17 protein-coding genes are annotated in these 19,145 nt (G+C 74.1%); 9 read left to right on the forward strand and 8 right to left on the reverse strand.

All coding sequences use genetic code 11. The features are described from left to right. The first annotated feature begins 18 nt into the window (after nt 1-18). Both ACIQFX_RS19140 and ACIQFX_RS19145 read left to right on the forward strand, forming a co-directional pair. The gene (locus ACIQFX_RS19140; protein WP_402464521.1) at nt 19-498 is read left to right on the forward strand and encodes a GNAT family N-acetyltransferase; all 480 of its coding nucleotides are present in this window, start codon (nt 19-21) and stop codon (nt 496-498) included. After that, nucleotides 495-1,472: an ABC transporter substrate-binding protein gene (locus tag ACIQFX_RS19145; protein WP_402464523.1), complete on the forward strand. Its 978-nt coding sequence runs from the start codon at nt 495-497 to the stop codon at nt 1,470-1,472. The genes ACIQFX_RS19140 and ACIQFX_RS19145 overlap by 4 nt, the downstream gene beginning before the upstream one ends. 133 nt (nt 1,473-1,605) lie before the next feature. Here the strand turns inward: ACIQFX_RS19145 and ACIQFX_RS19150 are convergent, their stop codons facing one another. Continuing rightward, nucleotides 1,606-2,895 (reverse strand): DUF5685 family protein, encoded by a 1,290-nt coding sequence (locus tag ACIQFX_RS19150; RefSeq protein WP_402464525.1) that lies wholly within the window; start codon nt 2,893-2,895, stop codon nt 1,606-1,608. Between the two features lie 311 nt (nt 2,896-3,206). Between ACIQFX_RS19150 and ACIQFX_RS19155 the strand changes: the two genes are divergently transcribed. Then, entirely contained in the window at nt 3,207-3,641 is a 435-nt protein-coding gene (locus tag ACIQFX_RS19155) for a cell division protein SepF (protein WP_017241572.1), read from the forward strand. A 42-nt stretch (nt 3,642-3,683) separates the two neighbouring features. On the opposite strand, the gene ACIQFX_RS19160 is transcribed toward ACIQFX_RS19155, so the two are convergent. Further along, on the reverse strand, nt 3,684-5,498 hold the full coding sequence (locus tag ACIQFX_RS19160; protein ID WP_402464527.1) for an MFS transporter: 1,815 nt from the start codon (nt 5,496-5,498) through the stop codon (nt 3,684-3,686). 473 nt (nt 5,499-5,971) lie between these two features. Here ACIQFX_RS19160 and ACIQFX_RS19165 point away from each other — a divergent pair, with 473 nt between their 5' ends. Then, the gene (locus tag ACIQFX_RS19165) at nt 5,972-6,802 is read left to right on the forward strand and encodes a phosphatase PAP2 family protein (protein ID WP_402464529.1); all 831 of its coding nucleotides are present in this window, start codon (nt 5,972-5,974) and stop codon (nt 6,800-6,802) included. A gap of 69 nt (nt 6,803-6,871) precedes the next feature. Here the strand turns inward: ACIQFX_RS19165 and ACIQFX_RS19170 are convergent, their stop codons facing one another. Continuing rightward, nucleotides 6,872-7,087: an I78 family peptidase inhibitor gene (locus ACIQFX_RS19170; RefSeq protein WP_402464531.1), complete on the reverse strand. Its 216-nt coding sequence runs from the start codon at nt 7,085-7,087 to the stop codon at nt 6,872-6,874. 309 nt (nt 7,088-7,396) lie between these two features. Here ACIQFX_RS19170 and ctaD point away from each other — a divergent pair, with 309 nt between their 5' ends. Beyond that, a complete protein-coding gene (ctaD, locus tag ACIQFX_RS19175) occupies nt 7,397-9,109 on the forward strand; it encodes a cytochrome c oxidase subunit I (RefSeq protein WP_402464645.1) in 1,713 nt (570 codons plus the stop codon). Here ctaD and ACIQFX_RS19180 read toward each other — a convergent pair. From ACIQFX_RS19180 to ACIQFX_RS19195, 4 genes are all read right to left on the reverse strand, one after another. Continuing rightward, entirely contained in the window at nt 9,048-10,034 is a 987-nt protein-coding gene (locus ACIQFX_RS19180; RefSeq protein ID WP_402464533.1) for a helix-turn-helix transcriptional regulator, read from the reverse strand. The genes ctaD and ACIQFX_RS19180 overlap by 62 nt on opposite strands. Nucleotides 10,035-10,105: 71 nt before the next feature. Beyond that, nucleotides 10,106-11,380 carry a glycosyltransferase gene (locus ACIQFX_RS19185; RefSeq protein ID WP_402464535.1) on the reverse strand — a complete coding sequence of 425 codons (1,275 nt, stop codon included), beginning with the start codon at nt 11,378-11,380 and terminating at the stop codon, nt 10,106-10,108. A 77-nt stretch (nt 11,381-11,457) separates the two neighbouring features. Then, nucleotides 11,458-12,750, reverse strand: coding sequence for an ABC transporter substrate-binding protein (locus ACIQFX_RS19190; RefSeq protein ID WP_402464537.1), 1,293 nt, complete (start codon nt 12,748-12,750; stop codon nt 11,458-11,460). Further along, the gene (locus tag ACIQFX_RS19195) at nt 12,728-13,249 is read right to left on the reverse strand and encodes a hypothetical protein (RefSeq protein ID WP_402464539.1); all 522 of its coding nucleotides are present in this window, start codon (nt 13,247-13,249) and stop codon (nt 12,728-12,730) included. Before ACIQFX_RS19195 ends, ACIQFX_RS19190 begins: the two co-directional genes overlap by 23 nt. 124 nt (nt 13,250-13,373) lie before the next feature. Here ACIQFX_RS19195 and ACIQFX_RS19200 point away from each other — a divergent pair, with 124 nt between their 5' ends. The 3 genes from ACIQFX_RS19200 to ACIQFX_RS19210 are packed head-to-tail and all read left to right on the forward strand — an operon-like array spanning nt 13,374 to nt 17,289. Continuing rightward, nucleotides 13,374-13,772, forward strand: a complete 399-nt coding sequence (locus ACIQFX_RS19200) for a hypothetical protein (protein ID WP_402464541.1) — start codon at nt 13,374-13,376, stop codon at nt 13,770-13,772. Then, nucleotides 13,760-16,639 carry an ATP-binding cassette domain-containing protein gene (locus ACIQFX_RS19205; protein ID WP_402464543.1) on the forward strand — a complete coding sequence of 960 codons (2,880 nt, stop codon included), beginning with the start codon at nt 13,760-13,762 and terminating at the stop codon, nt 16,637-16,639. The genes ACIQFX_RS19200 and ACIQFX_RS19205 overlap by 13 nt, the downstream gene beginning before the upstream one ends. Further along, nucleotides 16,636-17,289 carry an ATP-binding cassette domain-containing protein gene (locus tag ACIQFX_RS19210; protein WP_402464545.1) on the forward strand — a complete coding sequence of 218 codons (654 nt, stop codon included), beginning with the start codon at nt 16,636-16,638 and terminating at the stop codon, nt 17,287-17,289. Before ACIQFX_RS19205 ends, ACIQFX_RS19210 begins: the two co-directional genes overlap by 4 nt. A 17-nt stretch (nt 17,290-17,306) precedes the next feature. Here the strand turns inward: ACIQFX_RS19210 and ACIQFX_RS19215 are convergent, their stop codons facing one another. After that, entirely contained in the window at nt 17,307-17,813 is a 507-nt protein-coding gene (locus ACIQFX_RS19215; RefSeq protein WP_402464647.1) for a transglycosylase family protein, read from the reverse strand. Nucleotides 17,814-18,284: 471 nt separating this feature from the next. On the opposite strand from ACIQFX_RS19215, the gene ACIQFX_RS19220 reads away from it, so the two are divergent. Then, complete coding sequence (locus ACIQFX_RS19220; RefSeq protein WP_402464547.1) at nt 18,285-19,067, forward strand: hypothetical protein; 783 nt, start codon at nt 18,285-18,287, stop codon at nt 19,065-19,067. Nucleotides 19,068-19,145 lie beyond the last annotated feature (78 nt).

The raw sequence follows: 19,145 nt of genomic DNA on the forward strand, positions 1-19,145 counted from the left end.
TCGTCCTGAAGGACCGTCATGACCTTCGCGTTGTCCGTGCACCGGACCACGACCACCGATCCCCTGGCGCGCCCGCTCTTCGAGGAGCTGGCGCACGAGTACACGACCCGGTACGGGTCCCCGCACGACCTCGCCACCTATCCGGCGGCGGAGTTCACCCCGCCGCACGGCGCGTTCCTGCTTCTCCTGGAGCAGGGCCGGCCCGTGGCGGGCGGCGCCTACCGCCGCCACGACGAGCACACCGCCGAGCTGAAGCGGATCTGGACGCACTCGGCACACCGCAGGCGCGGGCTCGCCCGCCGCGTCCTCACCGTGCTCGAACGGGAGGCCGCCGTGCGCGGCTACTCCCGGGTCTACCTGACGACCGGCCCGCGCCAGCCGGAGGCCAAGGGCCTCTACCTGGCGAGCGGCTACCGCCCGCTCTTCGACGTGACCGCCGATCCCGAGTCGATCGGCCCGCTGCCGTTCGAGAAGTTCCTGGAGAACCCGAAGCCATGAGTACGCGCACGAGTTCCGGCACCGCACGCACCGCCGTCGCCTTCGCCCTGATCACCGCCGCCGCGCTCGCCCTCACCGCCTGCGCGGGAGGCGATCCGGCGACCTCCCCGGCCGGGGCGTCGGGAGCGCCCGGCGCGGCGAAGGGCGGACTGCCCACCGAGGACGTGGTGTCGGGGGTCCGGAGGAACGACGCGGCGGCGAAGCTGCTCCCCGCCGACGTGCGGCAGCGGGGCAGCCTCACGTTCGCCGCCTCGGTCGCGACCCCGCCGAGCTCCGCCTACCTGCCGGACGGCACGACCGTGGTGGGTGTGGACGCCGACTTCTCGGCCGCCGTGACGAAGGCCCTCGGCCTGGAGCTGGAGCGCGAGGTGGTGGGCTTCGAGGCGATCCTGCCGGCGCTCGGCAGCGGCAAGTACGACGTCGGCACCGGCAACTTCGGCGTGACCGAGGAGCGGCGCAGGACCATCGACTTCGTCACGTACGTCAACGACGGCCAGGGCTTCGCCGCCCAGTCCGACAGCACCCTGAAGGCCGTCACCGACCTCACGCAGCTGTGCGGCCTGAAGGTGGCCGTGAACGCCGGCACCACCTTCGAGCGGACCCTGGAGAAGAACGAGGGCCGGTGCGCGGAGGCGGGCAGGAAGCCGTACGAGGTGAACGTCTACAGCGAGGCCGGCGCCATCTGGATGTCGCTCCGGCAGGGCCGCAGCGATGTCGTGATGAACACCATCAACGGCGTGCGGTACGCGGTGACCCGGCAGCAGAACGTGAAGTTCCTCAACGAGTACCGGCGGCTCGACGTCGGCTTCGCCTTCAGGAAGGGCACCCCGCTGGCCCCCGCCTTCCAGGCCGCGGTCAACGGCCTGAAGGCAGACGGGACGTACGACCGCATCCTGCGGAAGTGGGGCGTCACGGGGTCGGGCATCGCGCGGTCCGAGATCTCCCCTCCGGAGATCCCGGCACCGGCGAAGTAGCGGTACGGGCGTTCCGGCCGGTTCACCGCCGGCGCACAGGCCGTTCCGACGGGGGTAGTCGACGATGCGCGGGCTGTTCCGGTGGGAAGCGCCGACGGCACACGCGGTTCCGGCGGATTGCGCCGACGGTGCGTCAGCAGTTGCAGTCGCAGCCGCAGTCGCAGCAGCAGCCGTCGCCCTCGCAGCAGGACGAGCAGTTGCTGCAGCAGTCGCAGCAGTCGCAGCAGCTGCCGGGGTCGCACTGCTGGCAGAGCCCGTCGCGCCGCTGGCGGCTCCAGGGGTCCTCGAAGGTGCCGCAGCACATCTGGCAGGTGCAGGCCAGGCCGACCCAGAGGGCGCATCCGGCGATCAGCCCGCGCCGGTTCGGCGGCCCGGGCGGGAGCGGCCCGCCGGGGCCGCCGGGGCCTCCGGGGCCGGGTGCGTACGGACCTCCCGGACCGGCGGGGCCGCCGGGGCCGGGTGCGTACGGGTTGCCGGGCACCGGCCCGCCGGGGGTGGCGTACGGGTTCCCCGGCACCGGGCCGTCGCTGTGCGGCGCGCCCTGTCCCGGTGCCCCGTGCGAGCAGCTGGTCGTGCCGAAGGCGCGGTCGACCGAGGTGCGGAGTTCGTGGGCGAGGAGGACGTGGGCGAGCTTGCCGTCGGCGAACTCGGCGTCCTTCAGGGCGAGGCGTATGCCGTGCAGGGCGTCGTCGGCGAGCCGGCGGGCCTCCTCGCGGGAGGTGCCGGTGGCGGTGAGCGGGTTCCAGGCGCCGCTCGCCGCGTCGGCGGCCTGGTCCTCGACGGCGTCGAGGAGGTGGGCGAGGCGGCCGAAGAGGCGGCCGGCCTCGGCGAGCGGCGCCGCGTTGCCCGGGCGGCCCGCGAGGACGGCGGTGTGCGCGAAGGCGGCGGCGGTCGCCGTCTCGGTCGGCTCGGTGACGGTGAGCAGGGGGGTGCCGGGGCCCGCGAGGGTCTCGATGCCGGTCTGGCGGTCGACGGCGTCGACGAGGACGGCGGTGTCGAAGCCGAGCGCGCGGCCGGTCCTGGCCCCGGCCCTGTCCCAGGAGCGGGCGACCCGGCGGGCCGCGGCGGCGACGGGCCTGCGGGCCAACAGGCCGTCCCGGTCGGCGACGTGGTCGCGCACCTTCGCCGAGGCGAGGACCAGCGAGACGGCGGCGGCGAGCCGGGCGCCCTCGCCCCGGGCGACGCGGGCGGTCCGCATGCCGCGCAGCGGGCAGGGGCCCGCGGTGCGGCGGCCGCTCGCGACGGCGCCGGTCTGAGCCTCCGTCAGAACCGAGACGATGAGGCCGTCGTAGTTGGTGACGACCCGGGCGAACTGCCCGTGGTCCGCGCGGAGCGCCAGGCAGAGGCCGCAGAGGTGGGCCATCCACTCGACCTTCAGACCGTCGGTGAGCCGGTGTGCGCAGGGCCTGACGATTCCGAACAAGAGAGTCCCCCGTGGACTGTGCGACGTGCGGCCGAGCGGCCGAGCGGCATCGTAGCGAGCGGGGCCGTTCACCCGTACGCGCCCACCATCACCCGTCCAGCCCGACTTTCATATTTTCAGCAACATGGCCCTCCATCAGGGCCCACATACCGCAAGATTCCTGACGAATCGCCAGGAAAAGACCCTCACGTTCTGCACCAGTACCGTCACGAATCCCCTGCGCGGCGCCTATCCACTTGGCGCGCGATCTGCATCATGGACGACGATGGGTACTGCGGAACCACAAGTGACCGCGCTGAAAGGAGGCGTCCATGGGATCGGTGCGCAAGGCGAGTGCCTGGCTGGGACTCGTCGAGGACAACGACGAGCGTTACTACGACGACGAGTACGCCGACGGTGCCGAGAGCGGCGACGCCTGGGTGACGGACCCCCGGGTCCGGGTCGCCACGGACACCGCCGAGGAGCGGGGCCGCCGGATCGCCACCGTCTCCCCGGACGGCTTCCGGGACGCCCGGAGCATCGGCGAGCTCTTCCGGGACGGCGTTCCGGTGATCGTGAACCTGACCGCGATGGAGGGCAACGACGCGAAGCGCGTGGTCGACTTCGCCGCCGGTCTCGCCTTCGGCCTGCGCGGCTCGATCGAGCGGGTGGCGACGCGGGTCTTCCTGCTGACCCCCGCAGACACCCAGATCGTCACCGGCGAGTCGGGCCGGCGCCGGCAGGACGGCTTCTTCAACCAGAGCTGACCGGGCCCGCCGGCCCGGCGCCGCCCCTCCCGGGCGATCGGGTCAGTGCGCCGGGCGCCCCGAGCCGGCGGGCTCGATCGCTTCCCGGGTCGCGGGCACCCGCGGCTCGGACGATTCCAGGCACTCGGACCGCTCCGAGGCCCCGACGGACACCACGTCCGCCACCCCGGCGGGACCGGACGTCCCGCGGAGCCCCGCCGCAGCGGAGTCCGCGGTCCCGGCGAGTTCCGCGGCCAGGCCCCCGCGCTCCGGGGCCACCCCCGCGCTCGCGGCCTCCGGCGCCCCGAGGGCGTCGACGGCATCCGCGTCCGGGTCCAGCGGGCACTCCATCACCCGCGGCAGCCGCCGGGCCATGAACGCGCCCACGAGGAGCAGTGCGGCGCTCACGCAGAGCGTGATGTGCAGGCCGTTCACGAAGGAGTGGCGGGCCGCCTGGTGCAGGGCGTCGCCGGCCGTGCCGCCGAGCTGGTCGGCCACCTTGTAGGCCTCGCCGAGGGAGTTCGCCGCGGCCCGGCTCGCCTCCGCGGGCACCCCGGGGACCCCCGCGAGCCCGGGGGCGTAGGCCGCGTTCATCACACTGCCGAGCAGGGCGATGCCCATGCCGGCGCCGAGCTGGTACGAGGTCTCGCCGATCGCCGCCGCGCCGCCCGCGCTCTGCGGCGGGGCCTCGCTGAGCATCGACTCGTACGCCGAGAAGAGTGTGGTCTGCAGGCCGAAGCCGAGCAGCACGAAGCCCACCGTGAGCAGCAGCGGCCGGTCGTCCTGTCCCATCAGGGTGAGCAGCAGCACGGCGGCGGCGGTGAGGACGAAGCCCCAGCCGACCATCCGGCGCGGCCCGATCCTGCGCAGGGTGTACGAGCCGGTGGCGCCGGCGGCCATGGCCGCGAAGGTGAGCGGGAGGAGCCGGAGGCCGGTCTCCAGGGGGCTGAGTCCGAGGACCAGCTGGAGGTACTGGACGGCGATGAGCTCCAGGCCGACCAGCGCCAGCATGCCGATGACGATGCAGCCGACCGAGGTGGTGAAGGCGGCCCGGGAGAACAGCCGCAGGTCGATCAGCGGGTGCGGGCGGCGCTTCTGCCGCCGTACGAAGAGGACGAGGAGCGCGGCGCCGACGAGCAGCGGTCCCGCGGTCGGGAGGGCGAGCAGCGGGTCGCCCGCCCCCGCGCGCTTGACGCCGAGGACGCAGCCGAGGACGCCGGCCGCGGCCATGAGCGCGCCGAGGACGTCCCAGGGGCCGTCGGAGCCGCCCCGGGACTCGGGGAGGAGCCGGCGGCCGAGCGGCAGGATGAGTGCCATCAGCGGGATGTTGATGAGGAAGACGGAGCCCCACCAGTAGTTCTCGACGAGGAAGCCGCCGAGCACCGGTCCGGTGGCGGCGCCGATCGCGGCGACCGCGGTCCAGATGCCGATGGCGGTGGCGCGCTCCCGCCGGTCGGGGAAGACCGTCCGGAGGATGGAGAGCGTCGCGGGCATGATCATCGCGCCGCCGACGCCGAGCAGCGCGCGGGCCGCGATGAGGACCGAGGGGTCGGTGGCGAGGGCGGCGACGGCCGAGGCGATGCCGAAGAGGGCGTAGCCGAGGAGGAGCACCCTCCGTCGTCCGACCCGGTCCCCGAGCGTGCCGAAGAGGATCAGCAGTGAGGCGCAGATCAGCGGATAGGCGTCGACGATCCACAGCAGCGCGGTGGAGCTGGGGCGGAGGTCCTCGGTGAGCGAGGGGACGGCGACGTGGAGGATGGTCGCGTCGAGGGCGACCAGCAGGAGGCTGACGCAGAGGACGACGAGGACGACCCAGCGGTTGGTGCCCCTGCCGGTTGGTGCGGCACGGAGTCCTTGGGCCGTTTTCGTCCACGACATGTACGTACCTCCCAGTGCAGCTCTCGCGCTCGGCGGGCCTCGGACCAGGGCTTATGCCCCTGGGGCGGCCCGGCATCGACGGGCGAGTGAGCCGTCAGCGTACGCGAGTTCAAGCCCCGAGCGCGTGGTGCAGCTCTCACCCCGGCGGGCCTCGGGGTGTGGCGTACGCCACTCCGGACGGCCCGCGCGTCGCATGGAATTCCGTACGGACGCCTGTTTGGGGAAATTCCGTCGCGTTCAAACACCCTTCCGGAATCGCCCCCTACGACAATAGGGAGGAAGGTCATCTGATTTACCGACGGACGTCTGGAATAGACCACCCACTGAGACCTACTCCACATCACATGGTCATCACGAAGGCACCGGAACGACCGGGTCTGCTTCTCACTCCCTGTAACGTCGATTGGGTGCGTACCGACATCTTTGCCCGGCTGGACCGGGAGCCGGAACCGCCGAAGATAGAGGTCCCGCGGATGACCCGCACGCGTCTCGCCCTCTTCGGCGGGACGTCGGCGTTCTATCTCGCCATCGTCGTGGCCGTGTTGCTGTCGACCTGGCTGGTGACCCTCGACTGGAAGATCATGCTCTTCCGGCCCTACCAGCAGTGGCCCGAGATCCACGGATTCCTCGACTACTACGTCGTCCTCGGTCAGCGCGGCCCCACGGCCGTCATGGTGGCCGCGTGGCTGGGCTGGCGCTCCTGGCGCCAGCACACCCTGCGGCCGCTGCTGTGTCTCGGCGCCGCCCTCCTGCTGCTGAACGTCTCGGTGGGCGCGGTCAAACTCGGACTCGGCCGTCTCGGCCCCCACTACGCGACCCAGGTCGGCTCAGCCGAGCTGTTCGCCGGCGGCGACATATTCCCCTCGGGTCACACCGCCAACGCGGTCGTGACCTGGGGCATCCTCGCCTACCTGGCGACCACCCCGCGGGCCCGTCGCTACCTGTCCGCGCTGTCCGCGGTGGTCGCGCTCGGCGTGGGCCTCACCACCGTCTACCTGGGCACGCACTGGCTGAGCGACGTCCTGCTCGGCTGGGCCGCCGGACTCCTCATCCTGCTCGCGCTGCCGTGGTGCGAGCCGTTCCTCGCCGTGGTGGAGTCCTGGATCCTCGCCGCGCGGGACCGCGCCCTGGAGCGGCTGCGGGAGCGCCGCCGTCTCGTGCCGTCGCTGCCCGTGGCCTCCGGAGGTCCGCGCCCAGGGTTCTTCCCGCCGCGCCCCTCCGGGACCGACGAGCCGGCCCGCGAGCCGGTCCGCGAGCCCGTGGGGGTGGCCGGCGGCCGGCGCGCCCCGGCGACCCGCGGCTGACGCCCCACGCCGTACGAGAAGGGCCCCGGCCACATCGGCCGGGGCCCTTCCGTGTGCGGTGAGGTGCCGTCAGCCGAGCCAGCAGCGGGTGACGGACCCGTCCTCGACCTCGAAGTTGATCCGCCCGGACAGGTACTCCATGGTGATGATCGAGCCGGGCGGCAGGGCCCTGACGACCCTCCAGCCGCGCGCCCTGGCGAGCTGCTCGGCGCCTTCCGCGTCGAGGCCCACATAGGACTCGGGAGCGTCGCGGGGCGGTTCGGGAGTGCGTGATGTGGGTGACATGGACCTCACGTTAGTCCCTCGGCGGTCACGCTTGTGTCACAAGTTCTCGACATATGTTTGACACGCCGGGCGTCACCCGAAGGGGCCATTTCCAGCCGTTTCTCCGGCAATTCCGAAGACCGTCCGACAGTTCCCGTGAAGCCCGTGGAAGCGGCCGATCGGGCAGGATCAATTCCCCGTTCCCGCGTTCCCGCGTCGAATTGCGGCGGCGACGCGCACGCGAGCCGCCCACTGTTCCCTTACAGAATGCTTACGCTGACCGAACGCCCGGAGACGCGGAGCCGGGAGGACGGCGAGCCGGAGGCAGCGATGGGCAACGGGACAGCGACCGCGACCGCCGAATCGACCCGGCAGCGGCACGGCCGCATCCTGATCGACTGGGCCACCACGACCGACCACAAGAAAATCGGCCACCTCTATCTGGCCACCGCGTTCCTGTTCTTCCTCCTGGCCGGGCTCATGGCGATGCTGATGCGGGCCGAGCTCGCCCGCCCCGGACTCCAGTTCGTCTCGAGCCAGGAGTTCAACCAGGCGTTCACCCTGCACGGCACGATCATGCTGCTGCTCTTCGCCACGCCCACGTTCGCCGGCTTCGCCAACGAACTCGTGCCGCTCCAGATCGGCGCGCCCGACGTGGCCTTCCCGCGGCTGAACATGTTCTCGTACTGGCTGTTCCTCTTCGGCGGCCTGATGGTGGTCGGCTCGCTGCTCACGCCGACCGGCCCGGCCGCCTTCGGCTGGACCGCGTACGCCCCCCTCAACAGCCTGGAGCGCTCCCCCGGCCCCGGCGTCGACCTGTGGATCATGGGCCTGGCGCTCTCCGGTTTCGGCACCATCCTGACCTCGGTCAACTTCCTCGCGACCATCGTCGGGATGCGGGCGCCGGGCATGACCATGTTCCGGATGCCGATCTTCACCTGGAACGTCCTGTTCACCGCGGTCCTGGTGATCGTCGCGTTCCCGGTGCTCGCGGCGGCGCTGCTCGTCCTGGAGGCCGACCGCCGACTCGGCTCCGTGGTCTTCCAGCCCGAGAACGGCGGAGCGCTGCTGTGGCAGCACCTCTTCTGGTTCTTCGGCCATCCCGAGGTCTACATCATCGCGCTGCCGTTCTTCGGGATCGTCAGCGAGATCATCCCGGTCTTCGCCCGCAAGCCGATCTTCGGCTACACGACGCTGGTCGCCGCCACCATGGCGATCACCGGCCTCTCGGTGGTGGTCTGGGCCCACCACATGTTCGTGACGGGCGCGGTGCTGCTGCCGTTCTTCTCGATGCTCTCGTTCCTCATCGCGGTGCCGACCGGCGTGAAGTTCTTCAACTGGACCGGAACGATGCTGCGGGGCTCGCTCTCCTTCGAGACCCCCATGCTGTGGTCCGTCGGCTTCCTCGTCTCGTTCCTCTTCGGCGGCCTGACCGGGGTGATCCTCGCCTCGCCGCCGATGGACTTCGCCGTCACCGACTCGTACTTCGTCGTCGCCCACTTCCACTACACGGTCTTCGGCACGGTGGTCTTCGCGACCTTCGCCGGCTTCTCCTTCTGGTGGCCGAAGTTCACCGGCCGGATGCTCGACGAGCGGCTCGGGAAGATGCACTTCTGGACCCTCTTCGTCGGCTTCCACCTGACCTTCCTGGTGCAGCACTGGCTCGGCGCGGAGGGCATGCCCCGGCGGTACGCCGACTACCTGGCCGCGGACGGCTTCACGACCCTCAACACCCTGTCGACGATCGGCGCCTTCCTGCTCGGCGTCTCCACCCTGCCGTTCCTCTACAACGTCTGGCGGACCTGGCGGTACGGCGCGAAGGTCGACGTCGACGACCCGTGGGGCTTCGGGCGCTCCCTGGAGTGGGCGACCTCCTGCCCGCCGCCGCGGCACAACTTCGACGCCGTGCCGAGGATCCGCTCCGAGGCGCCCGCCTTCGACCTGCACCACCCGGAGTTCGCCGACTACGAGCGGATGCGGCTCACGAGCCCCCCGCCGACCCGCGTCCCGTCCGGTCCAGAGCGCGGGACAACCGGTCCCTGAGCGCGCGGACCCGGTCCGTGAGCTCCGGCGGCTCCACCACCTCGAACTCGAGGCCCATCATCGACACGTGGACCACCATCACGTCCAGGTTGTGCGCCCCCGTCCGCAGCAGGCAGCTCCCCTCGCCCTCGGCCTCCAGGGTGCCGTCCATCGGGCCGACGACCGAGGCGGCCTCGGTGAGCGGCACCAGCAGCCGGACCGTGGCCTCCGCCGCGTACGCGGTGCTCGACACGCCCTTCGAGACGTAGGCGGCCAGGTCGTCGGCCGGCGGCTCGCGGGGCGGGAAGCGGGGGCCGTGCGGCGGCGTCGGCTCGACCCGGTCGACCCGGAACGTACGCCAGTCGTCCCGGTCCACGTCCCAGGCCACCAGGTACCAGCGCCGCTCCGTGCACACCAGGCGGTGCGGTTCGACGGTCCTGCGGGTGGCCGCACCGCCGTGGTCGCGGTAGGCGAAGCGGAGCCGCTCGCCGTCCCGGCAGGCGTTGGCCAGCTCGGTGAGGACCGCCGGGTCGACCCGTTCCCTCGGGGTGCGCATCATCGGCACCGTGAAGGCGTTGAGCGCCGAGATCCGGCGCCGCAGCCGGCCCGGCAGGACCTGCTCCAGCTTGGCCAGGGCACGTACGGAGCTCTCGCCGATGCCCTCGACGCCCTGCCCCGCGGCGGCGCGCAGACCGACCGCGACCGCCACCGCCTCCTCGTCGTCGAGGAGCAGCGGCGGCAGCTCGGCCCCGGCCCCGAGCTGGTAGCCGCCGCCGGTGCCGGGGCTGGCGTGCACGGGGTAGCCGAGCTCCCGCAGCCGGTCGACGTCCCGCCGGACGGTGCGCGCGGTCACCCCGAGCCGCTCGGCGAGATCGGGTCCCGACCACTCCCGGTGGGCCTGGAGCAGCGAGAGCAGACGCAGCAGTCGTGCGGAGGTCTCCAACATGTCCCCGAGTCTGCCAGCCCTCGCGGACAGTTACGGTCCGCGTCGAACGGCCCCGGGGGCGGTCCTCCCCGTCAGCGGAAGCGGCGCACGATCCGGCCGGCCCGGGCCTTCTGCGCGTAGACGGCGTCGACGACCCGGCCCACCGCGCGGTGGATCGCCGCCCGTCCCGCGGAGTGGGTGCGCCGGCTCGCGCCCCGGGCGACGAGCTCCGTCCAGAGCGCCTCGTGCCGGGCCGCGATCCGGCCCGGGTCGAAGCGCTCGGAGGCGGCGAGCGCGGCCCGCGCGGTCTTGGCGCGCAGCTCCTCGTCCTCGACGAGACCGCGCAGCGCCCGCGCGAACGCGGCGACGTCGTCGACCGGCACCAGCCGCCCGTCGACCCCGTCCTCGATGATCTCGCGGGGTCCGTGCGGGCAGTCGGTGGAGACCACCGGGAGGCCGCAGCGCATCGCCTCCACGATCGTCATGCCGAAGGACTCCCGCTGGGAGGTCACCGCGGCGATCGAGCCCTTGGCCCACTCCGGTTCCATGGAGGTCACCGATCCCATCAGGAAGGCCTGTCCGCCGAGGCCGCGCTCCTCGATGCGGCGGGCCAGCGGACCCTTGAGGTCCTGGACGGCGTCGCCGGTGCCGTAGATCCGCAGCTTCCAGTCGGGGTGGTCGGCGGCCACCTCGGCGAAGGCGTCGATCAGCACGTCGTACCGCTTGACGTGGGTCAGCCGCCCGGCCGCGACGACGGCCTTCGCCGCGGGGTCGGCGGGCGGGACCGTGGGCGCGGGCACGCTGTTGGGCACGGACTCGACGCGCACGCCGCGCAGGCCGAGCTTCCGGTAGGCGCGGGCGTCGGCCTCGGTGACGGTCGTGACGGCGTCGAGGAGCCCGTACTCGTGGGCGATGTCGCGGCGGAGCCGGTAGGTGTGGCCGTCCAGGATCAGGTGCTCCTGCCCGATGAGGACCGGCCCCCGCCGGGCCTGCCGGGCGAGGTGCACGTTGAGCCCGGGCCGGGTGGCGACGAGGACGTCGGCCTCGACCCCGCCCAGGTGCTCCCCGATCCGGGCGTCGGTCAGCGCGCTGTACTGCTTCCAGCGTCCGTCGCCGCGCGGGAAGACCACGGCGGGGCGGTGGAAGTCGGGGTGGTCGCCGTCGTATCCGGGGCTGTCCTTGCGCAGGTCGACGAGGTGGCGCAGCGTCACCCCGGAGGGCAGGCCCAGGAGTGGGCGGTCGCGGTGGCGGAACACCGAGACGATCTCGACCTCGTGGCGGTCCGCCAGCTCCTCGGCGAGGGTGAACGTGGTCCGGATCGTGCCGCCGTAGTGGTAGCCGTTGTGAAGCAGAAAGGAAATACGCATGGCGCTGCCGGTTCCCCCCGGTCAGTCATTTCGTTCGGTCGCCCGTGACTGTACTGCCGGAGCGCGGGGGCGGGTTCTCACGGGCGGTAGCCGAGCTGGGGCACGGTCGCGCAGTTCCGCGTCATCTCGCCCTGGCTCACCCAGCCCCGGCCGTCCTCCCAACGCGCCACGGACAGGCAGGTGTCGCGGGTGGCGGGTGGCCGCTCCAGGTGCTCGAAGCGGACGGGGAGCAGCAGTCCCCGCGCCGTGTACGGCTCCGGGCGGTTGACGAACTCCTCGACGCACGCGCGCGTGAGGCCGTCCCCGGCGAGGCAGGAGCGGGCCGCGTCGGTGAACCACATGGCCGCCGCCCATCCCTCCAACTGCCACTGGGAGAGCGGCCGTCGCCCCATGGCCTCGCGGAACTCGCGGACGGCGGGGTGTCCGGTGTCCTCGTAGTTGCGGCTGGCGCCCGTCACCCACAGGGCGTTGCGGCAGCCGGGGGCGCGGGCGTAGTCGCGGGCGACGGTCGAGGACCAGTTCTGCACGTTGGTGACCTTGGCGTCGACCCGTACCCCGAGCTTCTCCATCGCCTCGCAGAGCCGCACGTTGCCGTGGGTGTCCATCGCGTCGAAGAGGACGTCGACGTGCCGGTCCCGCAGATCGGCGGCGACCGCGCGGAAGTTGGGCAGGGCGAAGTCCACCTGCTCGTCGACGACCCGGTAGCCCTCGGCGCGCAGCCCGTCCGCGACAAGCCGGGCGTACGCGGTGGACGCGGCCTGGTTGTACGAGACGACGGCGGCGGTCCTGGCGCCCTTCTCCTTCTCGAACCAGCGGTAGACCTCGGTGCCGCCGTACAGCGTCCCGTCCCAGCCGGGTTTCCCGCCGGTGCGTGGCGCGGAGCTGCCGTAGATCCCGTAGAGGTGCGGATACGTGTCGTACGCGGGGGTCAGGGGCTGCCCGCCGATGTCGGGGACGCCGGCCCGGGCGACGAGCGGCGCGCCCGCGTAGTCCAGGGCGGTGGTGGCGACGAGGGCGAAGACCTTGCGCTCGTCGAGCAGCCGGTGCACGCACGCGTTGTCGCCGACGCCGCTGCCGCCGTCGTCGCAGGTCTCGACCTCGATCCGGCGCCCGTCGAGGCCGCCGCGCGCGTTCAGGGCGTCGAAGTAGGCGCGGGCTCCGTCGCGCGGGCCGGTGAACGCCTCGCCGCCGACGGGGCTGGTGGCGCTCGTGATGATCCCGACGCGGAGCGGCTCACCGCCGGAGGGGGTGGCGGTGGGCCGCGTCTCGAAGGCGCGTTCCGGGAGCCGGCTGCCGCACCCCGCCAGGAGGGCCAGCAGTGCGGCCAGGAGCAGCGCCGCGACGGCTTCAGCAGCCCGGAACGGTGACACCGCTCAGCTCGACCAGGCCGCACAGGGTCTTCACGGAGACCTTCCAGGTGCCGTCCTGGAGGATCGAGGTGCCCTGGGAGCCGGACAGGGCCGGGTTCCCGCCGACCAGCAGGTCGTAGGTGACGTTCGCGTCGGTGGCGGAGGTGAACGCGATCCCGGTGACCTTCGCCGAGGTCAGGGCCGCGTTCCTGTCGCCGGCGAAGGCGGCGAGGACCGGCCGCATCTGCTCCCCGTTCTCCAGGAGCGCCGCCTTCTCGGCCACGGGCGTCTTCGGGTCGAAGAACGCCGTCCAGTTCTTGGTGATCTCCCCCTTGGCGGCGACCGGGTCGTCGGGTCCGACGGCCGCGGAGGACGGCGAGGGCGGCGCGGACGACATCCCTCCGTCGTATCCGCCGTTCCCGTCGTCGGAGCAGCTCGCGAGGGCGGGGGTGAGCACCAGGACGGCGGCGGCCGCGAGGGCCGCGAGGCGGGGGCGTCCACCGCGTCGTACGAGAACCATCTGGCTCACCACCGGGTGTCGCTCCGCACCGTAGGACTGATGCTTCCAGAGTGGGACGGATCGGGGCATAGTGCAAGGAAAGGGCGGACCGCTCGGGGCATGGCGCGAGACGAGGGAGGCCCCCGTGCCGACATCCCGGACCCTGCTGTGGATCGGCCTCACCGCGGCCGCCGCCGGCGCGGTCCTGTGCGTCCTCGGCTGGTACGGGATCTCCGGCGAACGGTTCGCCGAACGGCAGCTGCCCTACCTGGCCTCGTGCACGGTCCCCGGGGCGGCCCTGATCGTGGCCGGCGCGGTCCTCGCCGCGGCGGCGGCGCTGCTCCCCGCACGCTCCGTGGAACCGGCCCCGCCCGACCCGGAGGAGCCTCCCCCGCCCTCCTCGGACGGCCCGCCGCTCCGGGTGCCCGGCGGGACCCTCGCACACCGCCCGGACTGCCCCCTGGTGGCGGGCCGGGCGGAGGCGACGGAGGCGGGGGCCGCGGAACTCGCCCCCTGCCCGGTGTGTGAACCGTGGCCTCCCTGACGTACGAGCTGACGCTCGCCGGCCTCGCGATCGGCAGCGCCGCCGCGCTCACCGGCATCGGCCTCGTCGTCACCCACCGGGCGACGGGGGTGCTCAACCTCGCCCACGGCGCCGTGGCCATGATCTGCGCCTACGTCCTGCGGCAGCTGGTGGTCGAGTGGGGCTGGCCGCTGCCCCTCGGAGCCCTGGTCACCCTCCTCGTGATCGCCCCCGGCATCGGACTCGTCCTGGACCGCGGAGTGTTCCGGCCCCTCGCCCTCCTCGGCTCGAACCCGGCCCGGACCCTGGTCGCCTCCATCGGCGTCTTCGTCCTCCTCGTGGGCACGGCGGTGCTCCTGTGGGGCCCCGGCGCCCGGGACGACGCCCCGGTGCTGCTCGGCGACGACCCGTGGGCGCAGCTCGGGGCGGCGGTGGCGCTCGCCTGCCTGGTGGGGGCGGTGACCCGGTGGACCGGCTTCGGCCGTGAGCTGCGGGCGGTGGTCGACAACCGGCCGCTCGCGGTCCTCTCGGGGATCGACGCCGACCGGGTCGCTGCGGCGGGCTGGGCCTTCGGCTCGTGCACGGCGGGGCTCACCGGAGTGCTCCTCGCCCCCTACGTACGGCTCGACCCGTACGGGATGCCGCTGCTCGTCATCGAGGTGATCGCGGTCGCGGTGATCGCCCGGATGCGGTCGCTGCCCGTCGCGGTGGGGTCGGCGCTCGCCATCGGCGTCGCCCAGGCCCAGCTGACCCGGCTGCACCCGGAGGGCTGGGCCGGACCGCTCGTCCAGGCCGTCGGCGCGAACCTGTTCGTGGTGGTGCTCCTGGTGGCGGCGCTCGTCCTGCCCGGCATCGGCGGCAAGGGCCGGGACGTGCTGCCGCCCCCGGTGCCCGGGGCGCGCGTGCCGGGCGGCCTGTGGTGCGTGGTGGGCGTCCTGTTCCTCCTCCCCCTCGGCTTCGCCGGCTCCGACCTCCGGACGGCCGTCCAGGTCCCCGCGCTCGCCGTGATCCTGCTGTCCCTCGTCGTGGTGGCGGGCCGGGGCGGCCAGATCGCGCTCGGCCAGGCGGCGTACGCGGGCCTCGGTGCCCTGTTCACCGCCCTGCTCGCCACCGGTGGGATGCCGGCCCCGGCCGCCCTGGCGCTCGCGGTGCCGATGGTGGCCGTGGTGGGCCTGGTCACCGGTCGGCCGGCGATCCGGCGGCACGGCCTCGCCCTGGCGCTCGCGACCCTCGCCGTCGGGGTGGCCGTCAGCCGCTTCGTCCTCACCCAGCCGTACGCGACGGCCGGCCTCTCCCTCGACCGCCCCGCGGGCCTCTCCGACGACCGCGCCTTCTACGCCGTGGAGCTGGTCGTCCTCGCCTGCTGCCTGGCCCTGGTGGCCGCCCTGCGCCGGGGCCGCACCGGCCGCGCCCTCGCCGCCCTCCGGGACCACGAGCCGGGCGCGGAGGCGGCGGGCGTCCCCGTGCCCGGCCTCAAACTCCTCGCCTTCGGCCTCGGCGCCGCGCTCGCCGCGCTCGGCGGCGGACTCCTCGGCATGGGCCTGCGCGCCTTCGACCCCGAGGCGTACGACCCCGTCCGCGGCCTCCTGTGGTTCGCCGCCGTCCTCGTCCTCGGCGCCGACAGCCTCCTCACGCCGCTCGCCGCCGCCGCGCTCCTCGTCACCCTCGACGCCGGCCCCCACGCCGGCGTCGCCGCCGCCGCCATCGGCCTCCTCGCCACCCTGACGGGCCGCATCCCGCCCCTGACGGCCCTGCTGCCGTCCGGCCCGCCGTCGCGGCGACGCCCACGGCCCCCTGCGGCGGGCCCCCGAACGGCCGGCGGTCGCCCCGCGGACACCCGACCCGCCGGAGCCGAGCCGGCCGGAGCTCACCCGGCCGGCTCCGGACCGGCCGGCGCCCCACCGGCCGCCGCAGGCACCGCACCCGCCGCGACCGGAGCCGTCGTCGCCCGCACGCGCCCCGTCGGCGACGCGGTCGAGCCGCCCGCGACCAGAGCCGCCCGCGCCCGCACACGGCCGGCCGACGCCGGCGCCGGACCACCCCCGGGAAGGGCCGTCCCCGCTCACACGCGACCAGTCGGCGACGACGCGGCACCACCCTCGACCCATGCCGTTCCCGCCCGCACACAACCAACCGACGACGACGCCGGACCACCCCCGGAACGGGCCGCCCCCCGCACGGCCGGTGCGGTGGGCGAGCCCGGTTCCGGCGGGGGTCCGCCGCGCTCGCCCGCGCCCGCGCCGCGGCTCCGCGCGCACGACCTCACCCTCACGTACCCCGGAGGGACCACCGCCCTCTCCCACGTCACGCTCGACCTCGCGCCGGCGCGCGTGACCGCGCTCGTCGGGCCCAACGGCGCCGGCAAGAGCACCCTCTTCGACTGCCTCGCGGGGACCCTGCGGCCCCGCGAGGGCCGGATCACCCTCGACGGCACCGACATCACGGCCCGCTCCGCCCACGCGAGGACCCGTCTCGGCATCGCCAGGACGTTCCAGCGGCTGGCCGTCTTCCCGTCGCTCACCGTGGAGGAGAACGTGCGCCTCGGCGAGGAGCGGGGCCGGGTGCGCGGGGGCTCGGCGGCGGTGGAGCGGAGCCTGCGGCTGGCCGGACTCGCCGGGGCCGTACGGCACCGGGCGGCGGCGGACCTGCCCACCGGGACCCTGCGCCGGGTGGAACTGGCCCGCGCCCTCGCCGGGCAGCCGCACACGCTCCTCCTCGACGAACCGGCCGCCGGGCTCGACGCCGCCGAGACGGCCGCCCTCGCCCGGCTCCTGGCCGCCCTCGCGGCGGACGGCCTGACGGTCCTGGTCGTCGAGCACGACCCGGACCTCGTCCGGGGGATCGCCCACACGGTGCACACCATGGAGGGGGGCCGGATCCTGTCGTGAGCGTCGAGATCGCGCTGCGCGCCGCCCGCGTCCGCTACGGCCCCCTGGAGGCCCTGCACGGACTGGACCTGCCGGTGCCGGCCGGGACCGTGACCGTGCTCCTGGGCCGCAACGGCGCGGGGCGGACGACCGCGCTGCGCGCCCTGGCCGGCACGGTGCGACTCTCCGCCGGCCGGGTGCTCTGGCGGGACGTCGACGTGACGCGGCTCCCGGCCCACGAGCGGGCCCGCCGCGGGCTGTGCCTCGTACCGGACCTGCGGGCGGTGTACGAGGGACTCACGGTCGCCGACAACCTCGCGCTGACGACGCCCGGCCGCACCTCGGCCGACCCCGCCCCGTACCCCGAACTCCTCCCCCTGCTGTCCCGCACCGCCGGCACCCTCTCGGGCGGGGAGCGCCGGATGCTGGCGCTCTCCCGCGCCCTGCTCGCACCCGCACGCGTGGTGCTGGTCGACGAGCCGTCCCTCGGCCTGGCCGGGCCGATCGCGGCCCGGACGTACCGGCTGCTCGCGGCGCTCGCCGTACGGGACGGCGCGGCCGTGGTCCTGGCCGAGCAGCGGGTACCGGACGGCCTTCCGCCGGGCACGGTCGTCCACGAGCTGCGGCGCGGCTCCCTGGTGTGGAGCGGGGAGCCGGCCGAGCGGGCCTGACGACGGCGCCGGGGGCGTCAGAGCGGGGCGATCCGCAGCATGGTGCCGACGACGATCCGGTTCGGATCGGGACCGATCAGGTTCCGGTTCGCCGCGTACAGCGCCTGCCAGCCGCCCTTGATCGCGAACCGGCGGGCGATCGAGCCGAGCGTGTCGCCGACCTGCACGGTGTGGACGCGCCCGCTCAGCCCGTAGCGCTTGGAGCAGACGGGCCAGGCGCCCCACCCCTGGGTGCGGAGCACCTCCTCCGCAACGGCGATCTGCTGCGGCCGCGTCGCCAGGTCGGCGCGGGGGGCGTACCGCAGCCCGCCGTGCTCCACCCAGGTCGGCTGCCAGAACTGGAGGCCGCCGTAGAAGCCGTTGCCGGTGTTGATGTTCCAGCGCCCGCTGGACTCGCACTCGGCGACGCATCCCCACGGCCACTGGTCCTTGGCGCAGGCGTACGAGGGCAGCGAAGCGGCCCCCCTGAGCGCGTCCGACGCCGCGAGGAGCGCGGCGGACGCCTCCCGCGCCGCGTCGGGCACCTCCCGGAGCCCCTCGGGCACGTCCCTGAGCACGTCCGGCACGTCCCGGAGCCCCTCGGGCCCGTCCTCGACGGCACCGGGCGCGTCCCGGACCACACCGGCACCGGCCGCGACCGCACCGGCCCGGCCCCCGACCGCGTCGACCGCGTCCCGGGCCCGGGCGGGTGCCGGGGCCAGCGTCAGGAGCGCGGCCGCGGACGCCGCCACGAGGGAACCGGCCGTCCAAAATCGGATCTTCGACATCGGGGCAGGCTAGGCAGCCGTCCGGCGCGCCCGGCCCGTGCCGCGCGGAACACTGTTCACACCCCACCCGGTCGGAGTCACCGGAGCCGCGAGGACCGCCGCGCACCCGCCGGTGGCAAGTTGCCCGGCTTCCGCGCGTGACCCCGGCAGAGCCTGACCCGTTGAACTCGTCATGAGACGCCCGGGAACGGCCCGGCGTCCCCCCGTACCGAGTCCAGGGAGCCCCCCGTGCCGCGCATGCTCGACGTCAGCGAGGACGTACGCGCCGAGATCGGCGACGAAGAAGCGGACCGGCTGCTCGCCGGCGACAACGCCCCGGGCAGCTACGACTGCACCTCCTGCCGCACCCCCGGCGACTCCGAGCAGGAGCGCACCAGCACGGTGCTGTTCGTCGGCGACGAGACCGCGGTCCTCGCGTTCGCCCACGCCAGCTGCATTCCGTCGCAGGTCGTCCGGGTCGCCGAGGAGCAGCTCCAGGGCGCCGTCGCCTCCATCACGGCCTCGGACACCGCCGACGCGCTGAACGCCGCCCACCCCGAGCAGGCCGTGCTCGGGGTCACCAGCGGTCTCGTCCTGATCGACGGCGAGCTGCACCCGGCGCTGGTCGTGGAGCCGACCGCGCCGGTGGCCCGCCCGGGTTCGGACGGCCTCACCGACGAGTTCCTGCCGCTCCTGGCCGACCAGGGCTTCCAGCAGGTGATGGACCTCCACGAGAAGCCCGCCGTGCTGCCGGGCTGGTCGGTCCTCGTCGCCATGGGCCAGCTGCACTCCGTGCTCCAGCCGGGTCCCGGCGGCGCCGGGCAGGCGGCCTGGTGGCAGGCGCACCAGCCGCTCCAGGTCACCGACGGCTGGCGGGCCGCCGCCAACAAGTCGCACACCGTGCTGGTCTTCGCCGCCCCCGTCGGCTCGATCGGCCAGCAGCCCCGCGAGGACCTGCTGCGCGACGCCCTGGAGAAGGCGGCCGCGAACGGCCGCCTGGTGGCCGCCGCGATGCCGCTGGCCGGTACCTGATGGAGGACGGCCGGCCGGCCATAGAGCGGGCGCGGGTCCCCGGCACACCGGCCGGACCGGCGGACGCCGGTCCGGCGG

Source organism: Streptomyces sp. NPDC093089 (assembly GCF_044754405.1).
Classification (GTDB): Bacteria; Actinomycetota; Actinomycetes; order Streptomycetales; family Streptomycetaceae; genus Streptomyces.

Bases quoted from the DNA above. Each gene is read 5' to 3' on its own strand.
- ACIQFX_RS19195 (WP_402464539.1), bottom strand. From the start codon at position 13,249: ATGGTTCTCGTACGACGCGGTGGACGCCCCCGCCTCGCGGCCCTCGCG.
- ACIQFX_RS19160 (WP_402464527.1), bottom strand. From the start codon at position 5,498: ATGTCGTGGACGAAAACGGCCCAAGGACTCCGTGCCGCACCAACCGGC.
- ACIQFX_RS19155 (WP_017241572.1), top strand. From the start codon at position 3,207: ATGGGATCGGTGCGCAAGGCGAGTGCCTGGCTGGGACTCGTCGAGGAC.
- ACIQFX_RS19165 (WP_402464529.1), top strand. From the start codon at position 5,972: ATGACCCGCACGCGTCTCGCCCTCTTCGGCGGGACGTCGGCGTTCTAT.
- ACIQFX_RS19170 (WP_402464531.1), bottom strand. From the start codon at position 7,087: ATGTCACCCACATCACGCACTCCCGAACCGCCCCGCGACGCTCCCGAG.
- ACIQFX_RS19180 (WP_402464533.1), bottom strand. From the start codon at position 10,034: ATGTTGGAGACCTCCGCACGACTGCTGCGTCTGCTCTCGCTGCTCCAG.
- ACIQFX_RS19145 (WP_402464523.1), top strand. From the start codon at position 495: ATGAGTACGCGCACGAGTTCCGGCACCGCACGCACCGCCGTCGCCTTC.
- ctaD (WP_402464645.1), top strand. From the start codon at position 7,397: ATGGGCAACGGGACAGCGACCGCGACCGCCGAATCGACCCGGCAGCGG.
- ACIQFX_RS19140 (WP_402464521.1), top strand. From the start codon at position 19: ATGACCTTCGCGTTGTCCGTGCACCGGACCACGACCACCGATCCCCTG.
- ACIQFX_RS19185 (WP_402464535.1), bottom strand. From the start codon at position 11,380: ATGCGTATTTCCTTTCTGCTTCACAACGGCTACCACTACGGCGGCACG.